The 23,318-nt window shown below is 64.6% G+C and carries 21 protein-coding genes; 11 read left to right on the top strand and 10 right to left on the bottom strand.

Annotated elements, in window-relative coordinates; all coding sequences use genetic code 11:
• Positions 1 to 13 precede the first annotated feature (13 nt).
• The 3 genes from xerD (at position 14) to HYH07_RS04095 (ending at position 4,128) form a co-directional block, all read left to right on the top strand.
• The gene (gene xerD / locus HYH07_RS04105) at positions 14 to 1,024 is read left to right on the top strand and encodes a site-specific tyrosine recombinase XerD (RefSeq protein ID WP_220001273.1); all 1,011 of its coding nucleotides are present in this window, start codon (positions 14 to 16) and stop codon (positions 1,022 to 1,024) included.
• A gap of 189 nt (positions 1,025 to 1,213) precedes the next feature.
• A complete protein-coding gene (locus HYH07_RS04100; protein WP_220001272.1) occupies positions 1,214 to 2,176 on the top strand; it encodes an acetyl-CoA carboxylase carboxyltransferase subunit alpha in 963 nt (320 codons plus the stop codon).
• Between the two features lie 419 nt (positions 2,177 to 2,595).
• Entirely contained in the window at positions 2,596 to 4,128 is a 1,533-nt protein-coding gene (locus HYH07_RS04095; RefSeq protein ID WP_228749226.1) for a murein L,D-transpeptidase family protein, read from the top strand.
• A 177-nt stretch (positions 4,129 to 4,305) separates the two neighbouring features.
• Here HYH07_RS04095 and HYH07_RS04090 read toward each other — a convergent pair whose 3' ends face one another.
• The 7 genes from HYH07_RS04090 to HYH07_RS04060 form a co-directional block, all read right to left on the bottom strand.
• Positions 4,306 to 5,001: an ABC transporter ATP-binding protein gene (locus HYH07_RS04090; protein WP_220001270.1), complete on the bottom strand. Its 696-nt coding sequence runs from the start codon at positions 4,999 to 5,001 to the stop codon at positions 4,306 to 4,308.
• Positions 4,994 to 5,728: an ABC transporter ATP-binding protein gene (locus HYH07_RS04085; protein WP_220001269.1), complete on the bottom strand. Its 735-nt coding sequence runs from the start codon at positions 5,726 to 5,728 to the stop codon at positions 4,994 to 4,996. The genes HYH07_RS04090 and HYH07_RS04085 overlap by 8 nt, the downstream gene beginning before the upstream one ends.
• Entirely contained in the window at positions 5,715 to 6,809 is a 1,095-nt protein-coding gene (locus HYH07_RS04080; protein ID WP_220001268.1) for a branched-chain amino acid ABC transporter permease, read from the bottom strand. The genes HYH07_RS04085 and HYH07_RS04080 overlap by 14 nt, the downstream gene beginning before the upstream one ends.
• A 6-nt stretch (positions 6,810 to 6,815) precedes the next feature.
• Positions 6,816 to 8,030 carry a substrate-binding protein gene (locus tag HYH07_RS04075; protein WP_220001267.1) on the bottom strand — a complete coding sequence of 405 codons (1,215 nt, stop codon included), beginning with the start codon at positions 8,028 to 8,030 and terminating at the stop codon, positions 6,816 to 6,818.
• Positions 8,031 to 8,034: 4 nt separating this feature from the next.
• The gene (locus HYH07_RS04070; RefSeq protein WP_220001266.1) at positions 8,035 to 8,892 is read right to left on the bottom strand and encodes a branched-chain amino acid ABC transporter permease; all 858 of its coding nucleotides are present in this window, start codon (positions 8,890 to 8,892) and stop codon (positions 8,035 to 8,037) included.
• Between the two features lie 96 nt (positions 8,893 to 8,988).
• The gene (locus HYH07_RS04065) at positions 8,989 to 10,503 is read right to left on the bottom strand and encodes an amidase (RefSeq protein WP_220001265.1); all 1,515 of its coding nucleotides are present in this window, start codon (positions 10,501 to 10,503) and stop codon (positions 8,989 to 8,991) included.
• Positions 10,504 to 10,653: 150 nt separating this feature from the next.
• Positions 10,654 to 11,838: a substrate-binding domain-containing protein gene (locus tag HYH07_RS04060; protein WP_220001264.1), complete on the bottom strand. Its 1,185-nt coding sequence runs from the start codon at positions 11,836 to 11,838 to the stop codon at positions 10,654 to 10,656.
• 180 nt (positions 11,839 to 12,018) lie between these two features.
• On the opposite strand from HYH07_RS04060, the gene HYH07_RS04055 reads away from it, so the two are divergent.
• A complete protein-coding gene (locus tag HYH07_RS04055) occupies positions 12,019 to 12,453 on the top strand; it encodes a MarR family winged helix-turn-helix transcriptional regulator (RefSeq protein ID WP_057747431.1) in 435 nt (144 codons plus the stop codon).
• Between the two features lie 348 nt (positions 12,454 to 12,801).
• On the opposite strand, the gene secA is transcribed toward HYH07_RS04055, so the two are convergent.
• Positions 12,802 to 15,642, bottom strand: coding sequence for a preprotein translocase subunit SecA (secA, locus tag HYH07_RS04050; protein ID WP_220001263.1), 2,841 nt, complete (start codon positions 15,640 to 15,642; stop codon positions 12,802 to 12,804).
• Positions 15,643 to 15,995: 353 nt separating this feature from the next.
• Between secA and HYH07_RS04045 the strand changes: the two genes are divergently transcribed.
• From HYH07_RS04045 to HYH07_RS04035, 3 genes are all read left to right on the top strand, one after another.
• Positions 15,996 to 16,916 (top strand): peptidylprolyl isomerase, encoded by a 921-nt coding sequence (locus HYH07_RS04045; RefSeq protein WP_220001262.1) that lies wholly within the window; start codon positions 15,996 to 15,998, stop codon positions 16,914 to 16,916.
• A 112-nt stretch (positions 16,917 to 17,028) separates the two neighbouring features.
• Complete coding sequence (argJ, locus tag HYH07_RS04040; RefSeq protein ID WP_220001261.1) at positions 17,029 to 18,270, top strand: bifunctional glutamate N-acetyltransferase/amino-acid acetyltransferase ArgJ; 1,242 nt, start codon at positions 17,029 to 17,031, stop codon at positions 18,268 to 18,270.
• 5 nt (positions 18,271 to 18,275) lie between these two features.
• Entirely contained in the window at positions 18,276 to 18,686 is a 411-nt protein-coding gene (locus HYH07_RS04035) for a (deoxy)nucleoside triphosphate pyrophosphohydrolase (RefSeq protein WP_057747428.1), read from the top strand.
• A gap of 133 nt (positions 18,687 to 18,819) precedes the next feature.
• Here HYH07_RS04035 and HYH07_RS04030 read toward each other — a convergent pair whose 3' ends face one another.
• Positions 18,820 to 19,689 carry a methyltransferase domain-containing protein gene (locus HYH07_RS04030; protein ID WP_220001498.1) on the bottom strand — a complete coding sequence of 290 codons (870 nt, stop codon included), beginning with the start codon at positions 19,687 to 19,689 and terminating at the stop codon, positions 18,820 to 18,822.
• Between the two features lie 130 nt (positions 19,690 to 19,819).
• Between HYH07_RS04030 and HYH07_RS04025 the strand changes: the two genes are divergently transcribed.
• The 4 genes from HYH07_RS04025 to HYH07_RS04010 are packed head-to-tail and all read left to right on the top strand — an operon-like array spanning position 19,820 to position 22,288.
• The gene (locus HYH07_RS04025) at positions 19,820 to 20,617 is read left to right on the top strand and encodes a ComF family protein (protein ID WP_220001260.1); all 798 of its coding nucleotides are present in this window, start codon (positions 19,820 to 19,822) and stop codon (positions 20,615 to 20,617) included.
• 47 nt (positions 20,618 to 20,664) lie between these two features.
• Positions 20,665 to 20,940: a glutaredoxin 3 gene (grxC, locus tag HYH07_RS04020; RefSeq protein ID WP_220001259.1), complete on the top strand. Its 276-nt coding sequence runs from the start codon at positions 20,665 to 20,667 to the stop codon at positions 20,938 to 20,940.
• On the top strand, positions 20,937 to 21,815 hold the full coding sequence (locus tag HYH07_RS04015) for a carbon-nitrogen hydrolase family protein (protein WP_220001258.1): 879 nt from the start codon (positions 20,937 to 20,939) through the stop codon (positions 21,813 to 21,815). Before grxC ends, HYH07_RS04015 begins: the two co-directional genes overlap by 4 nt.
• The gene (locus HYH07_RS04010) at positions 21,812 to 22,288 is read left to right on the top strand and encodes a DUF1178 family protein (protein ID WP_220001257.1); all 477 of its coding nucleotides are present in this window, start codon (positions 21,812 to 21,814) and stop codon (positions 22,286 to 22,288) included. Before HYH07_RS04015 ends, HYH07_RS04010 begins: the two co-directional genes overlap by 4 nt.
• Positions 22,289 to 22,334: 46 nt before the next feature.
• Here HYH07_RS04010 and HYH07_RS04005 read toward each other — a convergent pair whose 3' ends face one another.
• Positions 22,335 to 23,234: an EamA family transporter gene (locus HYH07_RS04005; RefSeq protein WP_220001256.1), complete on the bottom strand. Its 900-nt coding sequence runs from the start codon at positions 23,232 to 23,234 to the stop codon at positions 22,335 to 22,337.
• Between the last annotated feature and the right edge of the window lie 84 nt (positions 23,235 to 23,318).

Here is a 23,318-nt window from a genome sequence, read left to right as displayed (position 1 = left end):
TAGCCTGAAGGGCATGCGCAAATCCTCCGCCAAGCCCTCAGACGTCAAGCCCTCAGACGTCAAGCCCTCCGATGCCAAGTCCTCCGACGCCAGGCTCACCGGCCTGTTCCTCGACATGCTGGCGGCGGAACAGGGCGCCGGGCCGAACACGCTCGATGCTTACAGACGCGACCTCACCGATTTCTCCGAGTTTCTGACCCGTGTCGGCCACAGCTTTGTGGACGCCGAGACGCAAACGCTGCGCGACTATCTTGGCGACCTCGATGCGCGCGGCTTCAAATCCTCCAGCGTGGCGCGGCGGCTGTCGGCGATGCGGCATCTGTTCCGCTTTCTGCTGAACGAGCGCATCCGGACCGAAGATCCCGCAGCGATCCTGTCCGGCCCCAAGCGTGGCCGCGGCCTGCCCAAGGTGCTGTCGATCTCGGACGTCGACCGCATGCTCCGCCGCGCCAAGGAGATGAGCGAGGCGGCGGACGCCTCGCCCTCGCAGCGGCTGCGGGCTTTGCGGCTCTATTGCCTGCTCGAGGTGCTCTACGCCACGGGCCTGCGCGTCTCCGAATTGGTGTCGCTGCCGCGCTCGGCCGCCAAGCGCGACGCCCGCATGATCGTGGTGCGCGGCAAGGGCAACAAAGAACGGCTGGTACCGCTGAACGAGGCCTCGCGGCAGGCGATGGCGGATTACCTCGCCGCAACGGAAGCTGCGAAAGGGGAGAAGAAGGGCAGCCTCGCCGCCTCGAAATGGCTGTTTCCCTCCTTCGGCGAGAGCGGGCATCTGACGCGGCAGCATTTCGCCCGCGACCTCAAGGAGCTCGCGGTCGCCTCGGGACTGCAGGCGCGGCTGGTCTCTCCGCACGTGCTGCGGCATGCCTTTGCCAGCCACCTGCTGCATAACGGCGCGGATTTGCGCATCGTGCAGACCCTGCTCGGCCACACCGACATTTCGACGACGCAGATCTATACCCATGTGGTCGAGGAGCGGCTGAAGAGCCTGGTGCGCGACCTGCACCCGCTGGCGGAGAAGTAGCCGCCGCCGCTCCGCGGCGGCCGAAACCGCCTTGACTTCGGCCACATCTCCGCAGAAAGAGCCGTGGCCTTGTCACTGATCTGGCGCGCCTCCATGATGCGCACAGGTCAAGCCCTTGAAGAAGCTACACTTCTTTATCTGAAGCCAACCTCGCTTCGCCTCGTCGTCCCGTCCCCCTATATTGAAACGATGCCAGACCAGATGCGCAGCTATCTCGACTTCGAAAAGCCCGTTGCCGAGCTCGACTCCAAGGTCGACGAGCTCAGGACGCTGGCCGCCTCCGGCACCGACATCGCCGAGGAGATCGGCCGGATCGAGGACAAGGCCGCGCAGGCGCTGGCCGACCTCTATCAAAACCTGACGCCGTGGCAGAAGACACTGGTGGCGCGGCATCCGCAGCGGCCGCATTTCAACGATTTCATCAAGGGCCTGATCACCGAATTCACCCCGCTCGCCGGCGACCGCAAGTTCGGTGAGGACGAGGCGCTGGTCGCAGGGTTCGGCCGCTTCCGCGGCGAAGCAATCTGCGTGATGGGCCAGGAAAAGGGCGATTCCACCGAGAGCCGCATCAAGCACAACTTTGGCATGGCGCGGCCGGAAGGTTATCGCAAATGCGTGCGGCTGATGGAGATGGCCGAGCGGTTCGGCCTGCCGGTGCTGTCGCTGGCCGATTCCGCCGGCGCCTATCCCGGCATCGGCGCCGAGGAGCGGGGACAGGCCGAGGCGATCGCGCGCTCGACCGATGCCTGCCTGGCGCTAACCGTGCCAAACGTTGCCATCATCACCGGCGAGGGCATGTCGGGCGGCGCCATCGCCATCACCACCGCCAACAAGGTCTTGATGCTGGAGCACGCGATCTACAGTGTGATCTCGCCGGAGGCCGCCTCCTCGATCCTCTGGCGCGACGGCTCCAAGGCGCAGGAAGCCGCCAACAACATGAAGATCACCGCCCAGGACATGCTGCGCTTCGGGGTGATCGACGCCATCCTGAAGGAGCCGGTCGGCGGCGCCCATCGCGATCCCGCCGCCATGATCGCCACCACCGGGGACGCCATCGCCAAGGCCTTCGACGAGCTCCGCGGCATGGACGGCGAGGCCATCCGCAAGCAACGCCGGCAGAAATTCCTCGATATCGGCCGGAAACTGGGCTGATTCGCCCCGATTCCGGTGCCGTAGGGTGGGCAAAGCGAAGCGTGCCCACCATTCCAGGCCGCAAGAACCAAGTCGTGGGCACGGCCCTTTGCGCCTTTGTCCACCCTACGGCACCCCCCTGAAGCCCCCGGTTACCCCGCATTAACCCTTTTTTTGCCCAAATCGGCGATCTCAGTACCGGTTCGCTGCAAAGTCCAAGTTCCGGCCCAGTTTAAGTCTCTGTTGACCACGCCGCCGCGCCAACGGGCTCGTGATTTCCGGTCGGGTTGCGACCTGAAGGGGCGGAGGTTAGAATTTTAATCAATGGCTTCAGGGCATAAGCGCTGGGGCTGGGCCTGAATACGTCCGGATCTTCCGGGTCAGGCCTTGCTCCAAGATCAGGGGTTCGCGCTTCCGCCCGGCACGTTGTGGGGTCCATCTTGAATTCTCGTTCGCTTGCTCGCGCGCTCTTGGCTTCGGTTGCGCTTGCCGCCAGCATTGTGCTCGCCGGCTGCGATACCGATCAGATGTCGCTGGCGACCAACGCCAAGGCCAATCAGCCGGTCCCGCCCAAGCTCGTCGCCGCGATGGCCGAGAAGGACATGGATCTGAATTCGCCGATCCTGATCCGCCTGTTCAAGCAGGAGGCCGAGCTCGAGATCTGGAAGCAGACCCGGTCAGGCCAGTTCGCGCTGCTCAAGACCTATCCGATCTGCCGCTGGTCGGGCGACCTCGGCCCGAAGGTGCGCGAAGGCGACCGTCAGGCGCCGGAAGGATTCTACTCGATCAATCCGAGCCAGATGAATCCGCAGTCGGCCTATTACCTCTCGTTCAACACCGGCTTCCCCAACGCGTTCGACAAGGCTTTGGGCCGCACCGGCTCGCAGCTGATGGTGCACGGCGATTGTTCTTCGCGCGGCTGCTACGCCATGACGGACGAGCAGATCGCGGAGATCTATTCGCTCGGGCGCGAATCCTTCTTCGGCGGCCAGAAGGCGTTCCAGTTCCAGGCCTATCCGTTCCGGATGACGCCGGTGAACATGGCCAAGCACCGCAACAATCCGAACATGGCCTTCTGGAAGATGATCAAGGAAGGCTATGATCATTTCGAGGTGACGCGGCAGGAGCCGAAGGTCGACTTCTGCGAGAAGAAATACGTGTTCGACGCGGCCAAGGCGCCCGATGCCAAGCGCGAACCCGTGTTCGACGCCTCCGCCAAGTGCCCGGCCTATGTGATCCCCGAGGACATCGCCAGCGCCGTGCGCGAGAAGCAGGAGCGCGACGAGGCCGAGTACAACAAGCTCGTCGCCAAGGGCACGCCGGTGGCGCGCTTGAACACCGGCATCGACGGCGGCATGAACAAGATCTTCGCTGCCAAGATTCCGGAAGGCTCGACCGGCCTGTCCGAAGGCGCCGAAGGCAACACGCTGCAGATGCTGGCGATGGCGAAGGCGCCGGGCACCATCCCCGGCACCGTCAACCCGCCGAAGCCGAATCTCGAGCCGGTCGCCTCTGCCCCGCAGCAAGAGCCTGTTGTCGCCGTCAGTGCGCCCGCGACCAACACCCGCGTCGCCTCCGCCGCCGCGCCCGAGAAATCCGGCGGCTTCTTCTCCAATCTCGGCCGCAAGATGGGCTTCAGCACCGCCGACACCACGGCGACCACGCCGCCGCCGCAAGCCACCGCATCGGTGACCCCGGCCCCCGCAGCGCCAAGCACGACCTCCAAGCTGAAGGCCGCGGTGACCAAGCTGATACCCGGCCACGACAAGTCGAAAGACGCTCCGGCCGTTGCCGCCAAGCCTGTCGAGCCGACCAAGCCCGCCGAGACCAAGGTCGCGGCAACCCGGCCCGCGTTGAAACCGTCCGTGAGCAATGGTGCGGGTGATACGACGAGCAGCAGCGGCCAGCTCGCTGGCGCAGCGCCGGTGGTGTCGTCGAACTCGTTCGACAGCCGCTTTAGCGCGGTGAAGTAGGGCGGGATCGCCTCCCCGATCTATCCCAGACTGACGCTGTCATTCCCCGCGCAGGCGGGGAATCCAGTATTCCAGAAGCAGTCGTTATCAATCGAGAAGCCGCGGCGTACTGGATGCCCCGCCTTCGCGGGGCATGACAGTTGAGATCGGGGTGAGAGCAACGTAATTCGACTCCGCCTACGGCGCCAGATACCGCATCAGCTCCGGATTGCCGCGCACCTCGCCGGCCGCGCCTTGCAGCGCGACGCGGCCGCGGTCGAGGACGTAGGCGTAGTCGGCGACGCGCAGTGCCAGATCGAGGTGCTGCTCGACGATGATGACGGCGATATTCCTCGCGAGCTCGATCAGGCGCTCGGTGATCTCCTCGATCACACCGATCCAGACGCCTTCAGTGGGTTCGTCCAGCAGCAATAGCTTGGGATCTCCCAGCATGGCGCGGCCGATGGCGAGCATCTTGCGCTCGCCGCCGGAGAGCGTGCCGGCGGGCTGGTCGAGGCGCTGGCCGAGCTTCGGGAAGATCGCCAGCACGCGGTCGACCGCGGTGGCATCCTTGTTGAAGAGCGAGCCGACCGCGAGATTGTCGCGCACCGACAGGCGCGCGAACACCGAATGCTCCTGCGGCACATAGCCGATACCGGCGCGGACGCGCTGCTCGGGCCGCCGACGGCTGATGTCGCGGCCGTCGAAGCCGAGCTCGCCCTTCCACGCCGGCAGCTCGCCGACGATCGTCTTCATCAGCGTGGTCTTGCCGGCGCCGTTGCGCCCGAGCACGGCAACACCGCCGCGCCAGGGGATGCCGAGGTTGACGTCGAACAGGACCTGGCTGCGGCCATAGCCGGCGTCGAGATGCTGGATGTGCAAAAATTCAGGCACGGCGCAGATAAATCTCCTGGACGGATGTGTTGGCCTGGATCTCCGACACTGTGCCCGAGGCCAGCACCTTGCCCTGGTCGAGCACGGTCAGACGATCGCAGATGTCGCGGATGAAATCGAGGTCGTGCTCGACGATGACGAGCGAGCAATGCTGCTTGATCGGCTGCAGCAGCTCGCCGGTGACGCGGCGCTCCTCCAGGCTCATGCCGCCGGTGGGCTCGTCGAGCAGGAGCAATCTGGGTTTGCCCGCGAGCGCCATCGCGATCTCCAGCCATTGCTGCTGGCCGTGCGACAGCGCAGCCGCCGCATCGAAGGCGCGGTCAGCGAGACGGAACTGCGTCAGCATGGTCATGACCTGATCATGGAGCGCGCCGCGCGTGCGCGAGAACACGAGATCGAGCAGCGAGGATTGCGCCTGGAGCGCGAGCAGGATGTTGTCATACAGCGTCAGCGACGGCAGCACCGACGTAATCTGGAATTTCAGGCTCATGCCGGCGCGGGCGCGCTCGGTCGGCGTGAAGGCGGTGATGTCGGTGTTGATGAAGCTCACCTTGCCCTGCGTCGGCACTTCGGCGCCGGCGATGCACTTCATCAGCGTGCTCTTGCCGGAGCCGTTCGGCCCGATCAGGCCATGAAACTCGTTCTCGCCGACGCTGAGCGCGGCGCCGTCGAGCGCGGTGAGCTTGCCGAAGATTTTCGAGATGCCGGCGGCTTCAAGGAGCGGCATTTCGCTTCCCCCTGATTTTTGCACCGAAGCTGCCGACCCGCTCGCGCTCGTCGAGGACAAAACTGATCAGGCCGAGCGGACGGAACAGGATGACGAGCAGCAGCAACACGCCCAGAATGATCGGCCAGATGTCGCGGTAATTATCCGACAGCCAGAAGCTGACGCCCTCGACGATGACGGTGCCGATGACGGCGCCGATCAGCGTGCCGGAGCCGCCGAACAACACGTAGAGCACGACCTGGGTCGAGACCACGACGCCGACCATGTTGGGCCACACAAAACCTTCGTGGAAGGCATAGAGGCTGCCGGCAAGGCCGGCGATGGCACCGCCGATCGCGAAGATGATCGCCTTCAGATGCTGCGCCTTGTAGCCGAAGAAGGCGATGCGCTGCTCGTTCTCGCGCAGGCCCGCGAGCGCAAGGCCAAATTGCGAGCGCACCAGGAAGCGGCACAGCAGATAGACCACGACGAGGATGCCGAGCACGAGATAATAGAACGCCGGGCCTTCCGAGAACTCATAGCCGCCAAGCGTCATCGGCGCGATCGAGGGAATGCCGTTCTGGCCGCCGAGATAATACCAGCCGCGCGCGAGACGATCGGCGGCGTAGGAGCCGGTGAGCGTGCCGAGCGAGACGAAGATCACGCTGGAGGGATGCCGTCCCAGCAGCAGGAAGCCGCCGAGCAGCAGCGAGAAGGTGAGGCCGATGAGCGTGCCCGCCGGCAGCACGAGGAAGATGTTGGTGACATCGAGATCGCGCGCTAGCAGCGCGACGCCATAGCCGGCTGAACCGAAGAACAAGGCCTGGCCGAAGCTCATGATGCCGGCATAGCCCCAGACCAGATCGAACGACAGCGCGAACAGCGCCAGGACGACCACCCGCGTCGCGAACACCGTCAGATAATCCTGCAGCACTAGCGGCGCGAGCAGCGCGGCGATCAGCACCACTCCCTCCACGATCGGCAGGACCTTTCGACCAGCGACAGCCCGGGCCGGCGCTATGCGTTCAGTCATGGCAACGTCCGTCTCCCCGCCGATCTCGGCGGGGATCGCCTGTTTCACTGCGCTCATCGACTTCCGCATTCCAGTCTAGCATTCCTTGGGATCGACGAGGCCGTCGCTGCGACCGACGATCTCGTAATTCCCGCCCTTGGCGACCGCGGTGTACATCTTCATCTTGCAGTGCCGCTTGCCCGGCACCATCTCGGCCGGTCCGCCCGGACCTTCGGCGATCTTGGCGTGATCGAGCGCGGCGGCAACCGAGTCACGGTCGATCTTGCCGGCCTCCTTGACTGCGGCTTCCCACAGCTTGAGGCCGCGATAGGTGCCGGTCGCCGCGCTGCCGGCGGCGAACAGGAAGTTGCCTGGAAAGTCCTTCTCGTAGGCCGCCTGGATCTTGGCGTCGAACGGGTTCTCCTTGGTCAGCACCTTGAAATAGTCGAGGCAGCTCGCAAGGCCCTCGATCTCGCTCGCCTGATTGATGTTGAGCGTGTTCTCGTCATAGTAGACGCAGGCGAGACGCCCGCCGTTCTTGAGGAAGCCGGCTTCATAGAGCTGCTTGAAGAACGGACCGACGCCAGGCGGGATGACGGTGTTGAAGACGACGTCGACCTTGTTGGAGATGATCCGGTTGACGGTCGAGGAGAAGTCGATCTGGTCGAGCGGATAGTATTCCTCGAACACGACCTCGCCGCCGTTCTGCTCGATCACCTTGCGGGCGTAGACGTTGAGCGTGTGCGGCCAGACATAATTGGCGCTCGGGAGCGCGAACTTCTTGCCGCCGTTCTTGATCAGCCAGGGAATGAACTCGTCGCATTGCTGCGCCGGCGTCGGGCCGGTGCAGAACAGATAGGGCGTGCACTCCTTGCCCTCGTAGAGCTGCGGATAGATATAGAGCGTCTTGCCGCGCGCCACGATCGGGTCCTTGATCGCGTTGCGCATCGACGAGGTGATGCCGCCCAGCACCATGTCGACCTTGTCGCGCTGGATCAGTTTTCGGACGTTGCCGACGGCGACCGATTCATTCGACGCGGTGTCCTCGATATAGAGCTCGAGCGGACGACCGAGCAGACCGCCTGCAGTGTTGATGTCCTTGATCACCATCTTGGCGACATTGGCGTCGGCATTGCCGGCATAGGCGATCGGTCCGGTGAGGTCGGTGGCGATGCCGACCTTGATCGGGGCTTCGGCCGCGTTGGCCCAGGGCGCCGGGATCACCCAGCTGCCGACCCCGGTTGCGACTGCGCCGGAGGCAAAAGCGAAATTGGACAGGAAGCGGCGGCGTGAGAGTTGACGATCGAACATTTGACTAAACCCCTTTTCCAGCGATGAGGCCCTGCGGCCGGAATTTGATGAAGGCAATTGCGAGCACGAAAACGAGAACATCGGCGACCACGGGCGCCATGATCCATGGCAGCGCGGCGCTGAGCGTGCCGATGACGCCGGCACCGGCGACCGGACCAATGAAGGAGCCGACACCGCCGACCATGACGGCGACAAAGCCCTGGATCAGGAAGCGGATGCCGAGATCGGCATAGAGGCTGAACACCGGCACGATCAGCGCGCCGGCAAGGCCGGCCAGCGCCGCCCCGAAGGCAAACGTGGCGCCGTACATCAGCGGCGTCGAAATGCCCGACGCACGGGCCAGCGACGGGTTCTCCAGCGTGGCGCGCATGCGCAGGCCAAAGCTGGTGCGCGACAGCAGCAGATAGCAACCGGCCATCACCAGGAGCGTGATGACGATGATGGTGAAGCGCCAGGCCGAGATGTGCATGGTGCCGATGTCGATCGAGCCGCCGATCGGCTCGGGCACGGTAAGATAGAAGCCGCCGATCAGCCCGCGCACGGCTTCGCGGATGATCAGGCCGAGTGCGTAGGTGCCGAGCATGGCCACGATCGGCGCGGCATAGAAGCGGCGGATGATCAGCGCCTCCAGCACGAAGCCGAGCGCGCCGACCAGGAAGGGTGCGGCGACCATGCCGGCCCAGATCGGCAGGCCTCTGGAATAGGCGAGATAGGTGATGTAGGCCCCGAGCAGGACGAACTCGCCCTGCGCGAAGTTGAAGATGCCCATCATGCTCGCGATGATCCCGAGCCCCAGCACGATCAGGACGATGATCGCACCAAAGCTCAGGATCTCGAACGCCGCGACGAACGCGTTAGCCATGCGATGGATTCTTGTTTTGACGCGTTTTCTTCACGCGAACCGGCATCCACTTCGCTCGAAAACGCTCTGGTCCGCCCGTCTGTATCAACACTTCGCTCACATCTTCTTCCAGTCGCCGACCTGCTCGAACGCATGCGCGGCGCGGTAGATCGTGGATTCCTCGAACATGCGGCCGACCAGCATCAGCCCGACGGGCAGGCCGTCGACCATGCCGCAGGGCAGCGACATCGCGGGATGATGCGTGATGTCGAACGGCGCGGTGTTGGAGATCATCTCCAGCGCGCGGGCGACGTACTCCTCGCGGCTGGCATTGGGCTCCGGCAGCTTGGTCGCCTTCATCGGCGTGGTCGGCATCAGCAGCAGATCGTAATCACTGAATGCCTTGTCATAGGCCGCGGTCAGCCGCCGCGAGATGTTCAGCGCCTTGCCGTAGAAGCGAGGACCAAAGTTATTGTTGATGTAGGTGCCGAGCATCATGAACAGTTTCGTGGTCTCGGACAGCGAGTCGGCCTGTCGGCGCCAGCCGCGATGAAAATCCATCAGCGAAGTCGAATAGAGATCGCCGCGGCTGAGCCCGTAGCCATCGCCAAACATCATGGTCTGGGTCAGACCTTCTGTGCCGATGGGCGTCCAGATCGCCCCGCCGAGGAGATGCATCGGGATCGACACCGTCTCGACGCTGGCGCCAAGATCCTTGAAGCGCTTCGTCGCCTCGCGAACGCTTTCATTCACCGCAGCCTCTGCGCCCGGCTGCTCAAAGCCCTCCTTGAGGATGCCGATCTTCATGCCCTTGACGCCCTGGCCCAGCGCTTTGGTGTATTCCTCGACTCTGGGCGCCTTGATGCGCGGATCGTAGCCGTCGTCGCCGGCGAGCACTTCGAGCAGCAGCGCATTGTCGGCGACGCTCGCCGTCATCGGACCGGTATGATCGACGTAGATCTCGATCGGCATGATGCCGGTGTAGGGCACGAGGCCCCAGGTCGGCTTCATGCCGTAGACGCCGCAGAACGAGGACGGCATGCGGATCGAGCCGCCCTGATCGCCGCCGATCGCCATGTCCACCTCGCCGAGCGAAACCACAACGCCCGAACCGGACGACGAGCCGCCGGCCGAGTAGCCCATCTTGTGCGGATTGTGCACCGGCCCGTACGAGCCGGTGTGGCTGCCGCCGGACAGGCAGAAATGCTCGCAATGCACCTTGCCCTTGATCTCGGCGCCGGCATCCAGCATGCGCGTGACGATGGTGGCATCGAAATCGGGCACATAACCTTCCAGGGTCGATGAGCCGTTGGTCATGGGAACGCCGGCCAGCATGATGTTGTCCTTCAGGGCCACCGTCTTGCCCTTGAGCTTGCCGCTCGCCGCACCCTTTACTGTCGATTTGCGATACCAGGCATTGCGAGGGTTCTCCTCCGCAGAGGGCCGGTAGCCCGGGGTGCGCGGGTATTTCACCTCGGGCAGCTCGTCGGGCATCGCGGCGACGAGATTGTAGGCCTCGATCGAGCCCTGCATCAGGCCGCGGAACGAGGCGACATCGTCGTCGGTCAGCGAAAGGCCGCACTGCTCGGCGACGCTGCGAAGCTGGGCTGGCGTGGGAAGGACAACTGTCACGGCGCTCTCCTGAAGTTTCTTGAAACGAAGACGGGCGTGGCCGCCCCGGCGCGGCGCACCACCGGCCCCGCCGGAACATTCAAAACGGAAATATTTTCCTTTTCAAGTATTATTTTGCAGAAGCCTCCCCGGCGGATTGCCCGGCGCGGGTCAGATCGGCTTGATCAGCTTGAAATCGAGGCCATCGGCCTCGGCGAGATGCATCGGCATCCGCGCGCGCCCGTCGCGAACGGTGACCGTCCCCCGCGCGCCGCTGTAGACGATGTTGCGGCCGGCTTTGAGCATCGGCCCCATCGCCAGTGAGCCGGCCTTGTTGGCAACCGCTTCGAGGAAACGCATGCCTTCGTAGCCGGACTGTCCGACCGAACCGATCGGCGGCGCGTTCGGCCCGAACATCGCGCGATAGCGGCTCTGGAACTCGTCATTGGCGCGCGCGCCGGTGCCGGTGAAATAGCCGGAGGCGCAGAACATGTTCTCGCTGTTGTCGGCGCCGATGCCTAGCAACACAGTATCGTCCATGGCGCCCGCAAGCCGCAGCGTGGTGGCGCCCAGGCCGCATTCGCCGAAGGCGCGGTTGAAGGTGCTGCTATCGGTGCCGATCAGCGAGATCAGGACCACGTCCGGCCGCGCGGCGCGAATGCGCGCCAGATGCGGCTCGTGATTGTCCTCGCCCAAGGGAACGAACTCCTCGCCGACGACGTGGCCGCCGGTTTCCTTGATGTAGTTCTTCACCGCGCGGTGTGACTGCCAGGGCCAGACGTAATCGCTGCCGATCAGGTACCAGCGCTTTGCTTTCTTGACCTCGGCAAGCCAGTGAATCGACGGCCGGCTCTGCCAGCGCGGCGTCTCGCCGATCGCCATCACGCCCGGCGTGCGCTCGCCGCCCTCATAGACCGGCGTGTAGATATAGGGGATGCGATGCCGCGTGGTGATGTCGCGCAAGGCAACGCGGACCGCGCTGGTGTGCAGGCCGACGATGAGATCGAGCTCGTCGAAGGCGATGGCCTGCTCGGCGCGGTTCAGCACCTCGTCCAGCGGACCGCCGGCGTCGTAAACGGAAAGCTCGATCTCGCGGCCGAGGACACCGCCGCGCTTGTTGATTTCGGCAACGGCGAGCTGTGCAGAGTTGATTGCGCAGGGGCCCCAGATCCCCGGCGATCCGGTGCAGCAGATGAAGCCGCCGACACGCAGCTTGTTGGCGCCGCGCCGCTTGAAGAGGATGTGATCGCGCGGCGACAGCGAACCATCAGCCGCCGATGACGACAGATTCCTGAACAGCAAGGACGGCGGCAACGCCGGACCGCCGTGAGCCGGGAAGTTTACCGTCGCGTGCACGCCAACTCCTGTCCGGTCCCAGACCTGAAAGCCCGTTGAGCAGGCGGCCGCGGCATCCGCCCTTTTGTTGGGCAATCATCCTATTTTGAAAATATTGAATATTCAACAATTGAAGTGCATATAGATGCAGCATTGATTGCAAGACATTCACTCAATTGGGTCAAGACGAAGTCTTCAGCCGTGGCAAAATCGAACGCTCCCATCACCGAACACCTCGCCTACCTGCTCGCGCAAGCCAACCGGGAGATCAACCGCCAGCTGGAACTGCGCCTCAGCAAGGAAGGAGTTCCAGTCGAGCAATGGCGCATCCTGAAAGTGCTGTCTGACGGCGATGGCCACTCCATGGGCGAGCTTGCGGACGCGGTCCTGCTCAACCATCCGACGCTGACCAAGATGATCGACCGCATGGTCTCCGACACGCTGGTCTATCGCGTGCAGGACCCCAACGACCGCCGCAAGGTGCTGATGTTCATCTCCGATCGCGGCAAGGTGCTGTGCAAGAAGCTCAACTCGCTCGCGGTGGACCAGGAAGAGCACATCCTGGAGAGCTACGGCGACAAGTCGACGAGCGAGCTCAAGCGGCTGCTGGAGAGCTTGATCGACAGCTCGAATTGAGCGGGCGCGCGCGTCTCGCTGCACAGCAGTAGCCCGGATGCAGCGAAGCGCAATCCGGGTCTTTCTCTCATCGCGACAAGGATTCCCGGATTATGCTTCGCTCCATCCGGGCTACGAAGCCGCGGCGCTGGCTTTCGCCAGGACGACGATGAGTGAGTTGCAACGCCGCCTCCCAACAAGGATCGTCGTCCCGGCCTAGCGCGGAAATATCTGAACGCCACACACTGAGCTGTCATCGCCCGATTTAATCGGGCGATCCAGTATTCCAGAGACTGATGTGATTGAGCCGAGAAGCCGCGGCGTACTGGATGCCCCGCCTTCGCGGGGCATGACAGTATCGCCCTGTCGCTACGCGTACCGGCCGTGGCAGTGCTTGAACTTCTTGCCGCTGCCACACGGGCAATCCTCGTTGCGGCCGACCTTGCCCCAGCTGGCGGGATTGTTCGGGTCGCGCAGCGCGGCGTCGGTGTGCTGCGGGGCGAGGGTGACGCTGGCGAGGGCCATTTCATCTTCGCCGGTGCTCGGATCGAACTTGTGCGCTTCCATCGCGGGCAGCACGGGGGGTTCCTGCTCCGGCGGCACGATCTCGACCCGCATCAGCTGCGCCGTGACGGCCTCGCGCAGATGCGCGCTCATCTCCTGGAAGAGGTTGAAGGCCTCGGTCTTGTATTCCTGCAAGGGATCGCGCTGGCCGTAGCCGCGCAGGCCGATGACCTGGCGCAGATGGTCGAGCATGATCAGATGCTCGCGCCAGAGATGGTCGAGCGTCTGCAGCAGGATGGTCTTCTCGACGTAACGCATCACGTCGGGACCCCATTGCCCCACCTTGGCTGCCATGTGCTCATCCGCCTTGGTCTCGATGCGGTTGAGCAGTTCCTCGTCGGCGATGCCCTCTTCCTTGGCCCAGTCGTCGACCGGCAGGTCGAGATCGAGCACGCGCTTCAATTCGTCCTTCAGGCCCGCGACGTCCCACTGCTCGGCATAGGCATGCTCGGGCACGTGCTTGGCGACGAGATCCTCGATGAAGGCGTGACGCATGTCGCTGACGGTCTCGGCGACGCTGTCGTCCTTCATCAGGTCGACGCGCTGGTCGAAGATCACCTTGCGCTGGTCGTTCTGGACGTTGTCGAACTTGAGCAGGTTCTTGCGGATGTCGAAGTTCCGCGCCTCGACCTTCTGCTGCGCCTTCTCCAGCGCCTTGTTGATCCAGGGATGGATGATCGCCTCGCCCTCCTGCAGGCCGAGACGCTGCAGCATGCTGTCGAGGCGGTCCGAGCCGAAGATGCGCATCAGATCGTCTTCCAGCGACAGGAAGAACTTTGAGCGGCCGGGGTCGCCCTGACGGCCGGAACGGCCGCGGAGCTGGTTGTCGATGCGGCGGGATTCGTGACGCTCGGAGCCGATGATGTAGAGGCCGCCCGGCTTCTTCACGGTCTTGGCGGGCTTTGAACCCTTGGCCGGCTCGACCTCGACGGTCTCCTCGGCCTTCAGCACGATGTCGCGGAAATGGGCGATGTCGGCCTTGATCTGCTCGACCTTCTTCGCCTTCTCGGCCTCGTCCTCGATGCCGGCGGTCTCCTGCTGGAGACGCATCTCGAGCGAGCCGCCGAGCTTGATGTCGGTACCGCGGCCGGCCATGTTGGTCGCGATCGTGATCGCGCCGGGCACGCCGGCTTCGGCGACGATATAGGCTTCCTGCTCGTGGAAGCGCGCGTTCAGCACCGCGAACAGCTTTGCCGGCTTGCCGGCGCGCGCGGCGGCATAGAGCTTGTCGAGCGCGTTCTCCTTGCCGAAGTCGATCTGCTTGTAGCCGTTGGCCTTGAGGAATTCGGCCAGCACTTCCGACTTCTCGATCGAGGCTGTACCCACCAGCACCGGCTGCAGCCTTGCGTTGGCCCGCTCGATCTCGGCGAGAATCGCCTGGTATTTTTCCTTCTGGGTCCGGTAGACCTCGTCGTCCTCGTCGAGGCGCGCGATGGCGAGGTTGGTCGGGATCTCCACGACCTCGAGCTTGTAGATGTCGAACAGCTCGTCCGCTTCGGTCGCGGCCGTACCGGTCATGCCGGCGAGCTTCTCGTACATGCGGAAATAGTTCTGGAAGGTGATCGAGGCCAGGGTCTGGTTCTCGGGCTGAACCTGGACATGCTCTTTCGCTTCCAGCGCCTGGTGCAGGCCTTCCGAATAGCGCCGGCCCGGCATCATGCGGCCGGTGAACTCGTCGATGATCACGACCTCGCCGTCGCGGACGATGTAGTCCTTGTCGCGGGTGAACAGCGTGTGGGCGCGCAGCGCCTGGTTGATGTGGTGCACGACGGAGACGTTCTCGACGTCGTAGAGCGACTCGCCCTTGAGCTGGCCGGCATCGCGCAGCAGCGTCTCGATCTTCTCCATGCCGCCTTCGGTCAGCGTCACGGTGCGCTGCTTCTCGTCGACCTCGTAATCGGTCTTGTCGAGCTTCGGCAGGAAGCCGTCGATGGTGTTGTAGAAGTCGGAGCGGTCGTCGAGCGGGCCGGAGATGATCAGCGGCGTGCGCGCTTCGTCGATCAGGATGGAGTCGACTTCGTCGACGATGGCGAAGAAGTGCGGCCGCTGGACCATGTCCTCGAGCCGGTACTTCATGTTGTCGCGAAGATAGTCGAAGCCGTATTCGTTGTTGGTGCCGTAGGTGATGTCGCAGGCATAGGCGGCCTTGCGCTCCGCATCGTCCAGGCCATGGACGATCACGCCCGTGGTCATGCCGAGGAAGCTATAGATCTGGCCCATCCAGCCGGAGTCGCGGCGGGCGAGGTAATCGTTGACGGTGACGACGTGGACGCCCTTGCCGGCGAGCGCGTTGAGGTAGACGGCGAGCGTGGCCACCAGCGTCTTGCCTTCACCGGTCTTCATCTCGGCGATGTCGCCCTCGTGCAGCACCATGCCGCCGATCAGCTGAACGTCGAAATGGCGCTGGCCGAGCGTGCGCTTGGCAGCCTCGCGTACCGTGGCGAAGGCGGGCACCAGCAGGTCGTCCAGCGTCTTGCCCTCGGCGAGCTGCTGCCTGAACTCGGCGGTGCGGGCCTTGAGCTGCTCGTCGGAGAGCTTGATGAGCTCGGGCTCCAGCGCGTTGATCGCGTTGACGCGGGACTGATATCCCTTCACCCGCCGGTCGTTGGCGGAACCGAAAAACTTGCGGGCGAGCGCGCCGATCATGCCTAGTTCCTGTGTTCGCGATTTAACCGCGTTGGCCTAAGAAGTTGTCACCCTCCGGGCTATCAACTCACCGTGACGCCTTATGGCGCCAGAGCCCGGACTGCGGGGGGTCATCCGCCATATGGGTGGGAATTGGGCTAGTCTGGGTTCAACGGCCAAAAACGCAGCAAAATAAAAGCCATCGCCATGGTCGCGACCGCGCAGAGATATGGCCCGGTCAGGGCCTTGTCAACGGCAGGCGCATTGCGGCTAATTCATCATTTTGACAGACTTTTCGCGTTGCCAAGCCCCCCTGAATTGGGCGAGTGTCCGCCCCGCTCGAGCAGCCCCCTGCTTCAACAAAAGGATTTTCCATGACCACCTCGTTCCCGGTAACCACCGGCCTGCGTTTCCGCCAAGCGTCCGCCCTGGCTGGCAGCCTCGGCTTGGCAGCCTGCTTGGCGCTGACCCTGGCGTTCGCGGGCCCGCTCCGGGCGGCCGACGATCCGGTTCTGGCCAAGGTCAATGGCGCTGAAATCAAGAAGAGCGACGTCACCATGGCCGAGGAAGAGCTCGGACCGAGCCTCGCCCAGATGGATCCGGCGACCAAGGACGAAAACGTCCTGTCGTTCCTGATCGACATGAAGATCGTGGCCAAGGCCGCCGAGGACAAGAAGGTCGCCGACGGTGAGGAATTCAAGAAGCGCATGGCGTTCGCCCGCAACCGCCTGCTGATGGACAGCCTGCTCGCCCAGGAAGGCAAGGCGGCGAGCACCGACGACGCCATGAAGAAGGTCTATGAGGAGGCCTCCAAGCAGATCACCGGCGAGCAGGAAGTGCGCGCCCGCCACATCCTGGTCGAGACCGAGGACGAGGCCAAGGCGGTGAAGGCGGAGCTCGACAAGGGCGCCGATTTCGCCGACCTCGCCAAGAAGAAGTCCAAGGACCCGGGCTCTGCCGACGGCGGCGACCTCGGCTTCTTCACCAAGGAACAGATGGTGCCGGAGTTCTCGGCCGTGGCCTTCACGCTCGAGCCGGGCAAGATCTCCGACCCCGTCAAGTCGCAGTTCGGATGGCACATCATCAAGGTCGAGGAAAAGCGCAACCGCAAGGCGCCCGAGTTCGACCAGGTCAAGCCCCAGATCGAGCAGTACGTCACCCGCAAGGCCCAGGCCGATTACGTCGCCAAGCTGCGCACGGAAGCCAAGGTCGAGCGGCTGGACCAGCCGGCGGCCGACGCGTCCAAGGATGCCAAGCCGGCCGACAGCAAGATGGCCCCTCCGGCCAAGAAGTAAGAATTTGCTGTCACTTCGGTGACGCGGAGAGTATCTAAGCCTACCTGATGCCCGGCCCCCGCAAAGAGGGGCCGGGCATCTGCATATCCAGACCTCACCAAGGCCGTCCGCGATGTCCTCCTCCGTCTCTCCCCTCGCCCCCAAGAGTGTCCCCGATATGCCCGTGATCGCGGGCGTCCGTCTTGCGACGGCCGAGGCCGGCATCCGCTACAAGAACCGCACCGACGTGCTGCTCGCCATCATGGACAAGGGCACGGCCGTCGCCGGCGTCTTCACCAAGTCGAAATGCCCATCCGCGCCGGTGGAATGGTGCCGTGCCAAGCTGAAGGGCGGCAAGGCGCGCGCACTGGTCGTCAATTCCGGCAATGCCAACGCCTTCACCGGCAAGACTGGCCGGGCCTCCACCGCGCTGACCGCGAAGATCGCTGCCAAGGCCGTCGGCTGCAGCGAGAGCGAGATTTTCCTGGCTTCGACCGGCGTGATCGGCGAGCCGCTGGACGCGACCAAATTCGACGGCGTGCTGGGCCGCCTGGCCGTATCAGCCGAGCCAGGCGACTACCTCGCCGCAGCGAAAGCGATCATGACCACCGACACCTTCCCCAAGGTCGCGACCGCGACCGTGAAGCTCGGCAAGGCCAAGGTCACCATCAACGGCATGGCCAAGGGCGCCGGCATGATCGCCCCCGATATGGCGACCATGCTGTCCTTCATCTTCACCGACGCGCCGATCGCGCCCGCCGCGCTGCAGGCGCTGCTCAAGGCCGGCGTCGAGGACACCTTCAACGCGGTGACGATTGACGGCGACACCTCGACCTCGGACACGCTGCTGGCTTTCGCGACGGGTGCGGCCGCCGAACACGGCGCGCCAAAAATCAGCCGCGCCAGCGATCCGCGCCTGAAGGCTTTCGTGAAAGCGTTCAACCAGATCCTCGCTGACCTCTCCGAGCAGGTCGCTCGCGATGGCGAGGGCGCGCGAAAACTGGTCGAGATCACCGTCGAGGGCGCCAAGACCAAGGCTTCCGCCCGCAAGATCGCGATGTCGATCGCCAACTCGCCGCTGGTGAAGACCGCGATCGCCGGCGAGGACGCCAATTGGGGCCGCGTGGTGATGGCGGTCGGCAAGGCCGGCGAGCCAGCCGATCGTGACAAGCTGTCGATCTCCTTCAATGGCATCCGGGTCGCCAAGAGCGGCGCGCGCGATCCCTCCTACGACGAAGCGCAGGTGTCGGAGGCGATGAAGGCGCCGGAGATCGCGATCCGGGTCTCGCTCGGCCTCGGCAAGGGCCGCGATCGCGTGCTGACCTGCGACCTGACCAAGGAATATGTCGCGATCAACGGCGATTACCGGTCTTAGTGATCATGGCCGAGCTGAAGCTGACACTGGTGGTGGCCTGCGCGCTCGTCGACGCCGACAAGCGCGTCCTGATCGCGCAACGCCCGGAAGGCAAGACGCTTGCGGGCTTGTGGGAATTTCCTGGCGGCAAGCTCGAGCCGGGCGAGCGGCCCGAGCAAAGCCTGATCCGCGAGCTCCACGAGGAGCTCGGCATCACCGTCGCCGAGCCGTGCCTGGCGCCGCTGACTTTTGCGAGCCATGGCTATGAGACATTTCATCTGCTGATGCCGCTCTATATCTGCCGGCGCTGGGAAGGCATCGTCACGCCGCGTGAGGGGCAAAACCTGGCCTGGGTCCGCGCCAACAAGCTGCGCGACTACCCGATGCCGCCGGCGGACATTCCGCTGATCCCGCATTTGATCGATTTGCTGATGTGAGGCCTGCTTGCCCCGGACGCAGCGCAGCGCTTCTTCAGAGGTGCGCTGCAGAGCCGGGGCCCATGCTAGCGGCAGACTGGGTCCCGGCTCTGCGCAGCAGCGCAAGAGCGCTGCAGCGCGTCCGGGGCACGAATCACTCTTTCCCCGCCTTCTTCACCGCCTCCGCCAGGCTCGCTTTCGCCGAACCCGGCTTCAGCGGCTGCTGCTGGCTCGCATGTGGCGCCCAGCCGGACAGCCAGATGATGTCGAAGGTCGCACGGATACGGCCGTCTGCATCGGCAAAGCGCTCGGCATAGATTTCGGCCATGCGCAGCAGCGTCGCGCGCCGGCTCGGCGTGCGTCGCCGTTCGATCAGCACATTGGCCGCGCCCATGCGGCGAAGATCCTGCATCAACGTGAACGCGTCGCCATAACGCACCACGACACGATCGACGTCGGTGACCGGCAGCGCAAAGCCCGCTCGCTGCAACAGCGCGCCGATGTCGCGCAAATCGGCGAACGGCGCCACGCGCGGGGAGACCCCGCCTTCGCATTCGGCCTCCGCCGCGGCAAAGGCCTGCCGCAGCTCGGTCAGGCTATCGCCGCCGATCATCGCGGCGAGCAGCAGCCCGTCCGGCTTCAGCGCGCGGCGAACCTGCGCGAGCACGCCGGGGAGATCGTTGACGAATTGCAGCGCCAGTGCCGAGACGACGAGATCGAGGCTTTCGGGCACCACGGGCAATTTCTCGGAGCCCGCTGCGTCGAGCGCGATCCGTTGCATGGACAGCAACCCTCCGCGCAGCCCTGTGAGCCCCGCACCAGGCGTCCAGAGATCGGCCGGGGCGTGAAACTCGCGCATCACTGCCGCAAGCCGGTCGGACATGTCCTCGGCGACCCGGTCGAGCAGGAAGCTCTCGGGACCCTGCGCCAGCGCACGCCGCTGCCGCGCATGAAGCAGGGCGCGATCGAACAAGGCGGGCGGGGTCTGTGGGGTCTGAGCCATGCCGCTGGTTACGCCGATCATGCAGGCCATTGCAATCTCCTCTCTCGTGCCCCGCTCCTCTCTCGTGCCCCGGACGCGCAGCAGCGCTGCTGCGCGTCCGGGCACGGGAGCGTGGCTTGAGCGGATTGCCGTGGAACGCTAGCCTCCTGTCATGGAAGCTGATGCCGCCCCATCCCGTTCCATTGCCGCGCCTTTGCGTGCCGCGTGGACGGCTGGCCGCTATGTGCTGACACGGGCGGCAAAGCTCGCGCTCGACATTGCGCTGCCGACGCTCTGCGTGTCCTGTCGCGAGCCAGTCGATGGCGAGGGTGTGTGCGCGGCGTGCTGGTCGCGGCTGTCGTTCATTGAACGGCCCTATTGCCCGCGGCTCGGCATTCCCTTCGTCTACGATCCCGGCCCTGACATGCTGTCGATGGAGGCGATCGCGAGCCCGCCGGCTTACATGCGGGCACGCGCGGCGGTGCGCTATGACGATGTCGCGCGCACGCTGGTGCATGCGCTGAAATACCAGGACCGTACCGATCTCGCGCCGGCCATGGGCCGCTGGATGGCGCGCGCGGGCGGCGAGTTGCTCAACGGCGCTGACATGCTGGTGCCGGTGCCCCTGCATTGGCGGCGGGCCTGGCGCCGCCGCTACAACCAATCAGGCGCGCTGGCACAGATCATCGCACGCCAGAGCGGTGTGAGGGTGAGAGCCGAGGTGCTGCGCCGGGTGCGCGCCACCGAGCAGCAGATCGGCCTGTCGCGGGCGCAGCGCGCCACCAATGTGCAGGGCGCCTTCCAGGTATCCCCCGACCGTCAGTCCGAGGTCCAGGGCCGGCGCATCGTCCTTGTCGACGATGTCCTGACATCGGGCGCGACACTGGATGCCTGCGCCCGCGCTCTGCTGCGCGCCAAGGCGGCCCAGGTCGACGTGCTGGTCTTTGCCCGGGTTGTCGAGACCAGGTAAACCCCCATATAATTCAATAAATTCATGACATGAGAGCGCTTGATACCATGACCGCTGCTGTCGAGATCTACACCCGGCCGGGATGCGGCTATTGTTCCGCCGCCAGGTCGCTTCTGACCCGCAAGAAGGCGAGCTTCACCGAATTCGACGTCGCCAAGAATCCGTCCTGGCGTGAGGAGATGTACGACCGCGCCGGCGCGGGCTCGACCTTCCCGCAGATCTGGATCGGCGGAACTCATATTGGCGGCTGCGACGACCTCTACGCGCTCGACCGCGAAGGCAAGCTCGACGGCCTGCTTGAAAGCGTCAAGGCGGTCTCATGAGTGAGGACAGGACCTTCACCGCCGCCATGGTGCAGATGCGCACCGGCCTGATGCCGGGGCCGAGCCTGGCGCAGGCGACGAGACTCATCCGGGAGGCCGCCGCCAAGGGCGCCGACTACGTGCAGACGCCCGAAGTCAGCAACATGATGCAGCTGAACCGCAAGGCGCTGTTCGAACATCTGCAGAGCGAGGAGGACGATACCTCGCTCAAGGCCTATCGCGCATTGGCGGCCGAGCTGAAGATCCATATTCATGTCGGCTCGCTGGCGCTGCGCTTCTCGCCGGAAAAGGCGGTCAACCGCTCGTTCCTGATCGGGCCCGAGGGCAATGTGCTCGCGAGCTACGACAAGATCCACATGTTCGACATCGAGCTGCCGGACGGCGAGAGCTATCGCGAATCCGCCAATTACCAGCCGGGCGAGACCGCCGTGATCTCCGACCTGCCCTGGGGCCGTGTCGGCTTGACGATCTGCTACGACGTGCGCTTCCCCGCGCTCTATCGCGCATTGGCCGAGAGCGGCGCTCATTTCATCACCGTTCCCTCCGCCTTCACCCGCAAGACCGGCGAGGCGCACTGGCACATCCTGCTGCGTGCGCGCGCGATCGAGACCGGCTGCTTCATCTTCGCGGCGGCCCAGGCAGGCACCCATGAGAACAAGCGCGAGACCTATGGCCATTCGCTGATCATCGATCCCTGGGGCGAGATCCTCGCCGAGGGCGATGTCGAGCCCGGCATCATCATGGCCAAGATCGATCCGGCCAAGGTCGAGACCGCGCGCCGCGCCATCCCGTCGCTCCAGCACGGTCGCCGCTTCGGCGTCTCCGATCCCAAGGCCGGGCCGGATCATCTGCACCTGGTGCGAGGATCGGCATGATCCGCTACGCGCTCCGTTGCGACCGCAACCACGAGTTCGAGAGCTGGTTCCAGAGCTCGTCGGCCTATGACCAGCAGGTCAAGCGCAAGCTGGTGACCTGTCCGATCTGCGGCTCGGCCAAGGTCGACAAGGCGATCATGGCGCCGCGCATCGTCGGCAAGAAGGGGCGCGCAACGCCGCCGGCGGAGCCGACAACAACCGCCGCTCCAGAGGCTGCGTCGTCAGGTCCGACCTCGCTGATGCTGGCGCAGGAGCGCGAGCTGCGCGCCAAGCTGAAGGAGCTGCGCGACCACATCGTGACGAACGCCGATAATGTCGGCGACCGCTTCGCCAACGAAGCCCGCGCAATGCATTACGGCGACAAGGAACATCGCCCGATCTACGGCGAGGCTTCGCCTGATGAAGCGAAGTCGCTGATCGACGAGGGCATCGAGGTCTCGCCGCTACCGATCCTGCCGGAAGACCGGAATTAATAGTCTCGCTTCTCGTCATGGCCGGGCTTGACGGCGGCCGGGAAAGTCAAAATCCGACCAGCAGCGCCACGCCCACCACGATCAGCACGATACCAAAAACCTCGCGCGGCGCGATCGGCTGCTTGAACGAGTAATACGCCACGCCTTGCGCAAACAGCACCTCGATCAACGCGAGGGTGCGGACATTGGCTGCGGCCGTCAGCGCGAACGCCAGGAACCAGAACTGCGAAGCGAAGGCGCCCGTGAAGCCGGCCATCATGGACGGCCGCCATAGTCCGAGAATTCCCCGCAACACGTTGGGCGCGCGCCAGAGCAAATAGACTGTCAGGATCGACGTCTGCACGAACAGGCCAAGCACCAGCGTGAACGAGGCCGCGGTCACGAAGGAGACGCCGGGAACGTTGATGATCGCGCCGCGGAAACCGACCGCAGACAGCGCGAACGCCGCCGCTGCAACGAGCCCGGTCATGGTCGGCCTCAACTCGGCAAAACTCTTCTCGCCGCCGGGGCGCAGCGCAGTGATGACGACGCCCACGGTGGCGATCACGATCGCCACCACTTTCAGCCCGGTCAGGTGATCGCCGAGGAAGACGAAGCCGAAGATCGCGGTCTGGATCGCTTCGGTCTTGAGGTAGGCCGTCGTCACCACGAAGGAGCGGTCGTTCATGGCCAGCAGCATCAAACCGGTCGCGACGATCTGGCTGAGCGCGCCCAGCAGCAGCCACGGCCAGAACATCGATGGCGGCATGCCGATGTGATCGCCGGTTGCGACCAGCACCAGCCCCAGAAACAGCAGCGAAAACGGGAAGCCGAACAGGAAGCGGATATTGGTCGCGCCCCATGTCCCCAGCGGCTTCGTCAGCGACCGCTGCATCGCATTGCGCGCGACCTGGCCGAGCGCAGCGATGACGGTGAAGGGAATCCAGAGACTGGTGACGGTGAACATGGGACGGGTGGCTAATGCAGGTAAAGGATTGCGGCCACCGTGCCGTCAGCTATTCGATGGGTCAACCACACGAACGTCATGGGA

Origin of the sequence: Bradyrhizobium sp. BR 10261 (genome assembly GCF_019455395.1) — a bacterium.
In the GTDB taxonomy this organism is placed as follows: domain Bacteria; phylum Pseudomonadota; class Alphaproteobacteria; order Rhizobiales; family Xanthobacteraceae; genus Bradyrhizobium; species Bradyrhizobium manausense.
Note: the sequence above shows the minus strand (reverse complement) of the source record. Positions and strands in the feature narration are given on the sequence as shown.

Coding starts and splice junctions, on each gene's coding strand:
- xerD (WP_220001273.1), top strand. CDS start 14: ATGCGCAAATCCTCCGCCAAGCCCTCAGACGTCAAGCCCTCAGACGTC.
- HYH07_RS04100 (WP_220001272.1), top strand. CDS start 1,214: ATGCCAGACCAGATGCGCAGCTATCTCGACTTCGAAAAGCCCGTTGCC.
- HYH07_RS04085 (WP_220001269.1), bottom strand. CDS start 5,728: ATGCCGCTCCTTGAAGCCGCCGGCATCTCGAAAATCTTCGGCAAGCTC.
- HYH07_RS04080 (WP_220001268.1), bottom strand. CDS start 6,809: ATGCGGAAGTCGATGAGCGCAGTGAAACAGGCGATCCCCGCCGAGATC.
- HYH07_RS04075 (WP_220001267.1), bottom strand. CDS start 8,030: ATGTTCGATCGTCAACTCTCACGCCGCCGCTTCCTGTCCAATTTCGCT.
- HYH07_RS04070 (WP_220001266.1), bottom strand. CDS start 8,892: ATGGCTAACGCGTTCGTCGCGGCGTTCGAGATCCTGAGCTTTGGTGCG.
- secA (WP_220001263.1), bottom strand. CDS start 15,642: ATGATCGGCGCGCTCGCCCGCAAGTTTTTCGGTTCCGCCAACGACCGG.
- HYH07_RS04045 (WP_220001262.1), top strand. CDS start 15,996: ATGACCACCTCGTTCCCGGTAACCACCGGCCTGCGTTTCCGCCAAGCG.
- argJ (WP_220001261.1), top strand. CDS start 17,029: ATGTCCTCCTCCGTCTCTCCCCTCGCCCCCAAGAGTGTCCCCGATATG.
- HYH07_RS04035 (WP_057747428.1), top strand. CDS start 18,276: ATGGCCGAGCTGAAGCTGACACTGGTGGTGGCCTGCGCGCTCGTCGAC.
- HYH07_RS04030 (WP_220001498.1), bottom strand. CDS start 19,689: ATGATCGGCGTAACCAGCGGCATGGCTCAGACCCCACAGACCCCGCCC.
- HYH07_RS04025 (WP_220001260.1), top strand. CDS start 19,820: ATGGAAGCTGATGCCGCCCCATCCCGTTCCATTGCCGCGCCTTTGCGT.
- grxC (WP_220001259.1), top strand. CDS start 20,665: ATGACCGCTGCTGTCGAGATCTACACCCGGCCGGGATGCGGCTATTGT.
- HYH07_RS04015 (WP_220001258.1), top strand. CDS start 20,937: ATGAGTGAGGACAGGACCTTCACCGCCGCCATGGTGCAGATGCGCACC.
- HYH07_RS04010 (WP_220001257.1), top strand. CDS start 21,812: ATGATCCGCTACGCGCTCCGTTGCGACCGCAACCACGAGTTCGAGAGC.
- HYH07_RS04005 (WP_220001256.1), bottom strand. CDS start 23,234: ATGTTCACCGTCACCAGTCTCTGGATTCCCTTCACCGTCATCGCTGCG.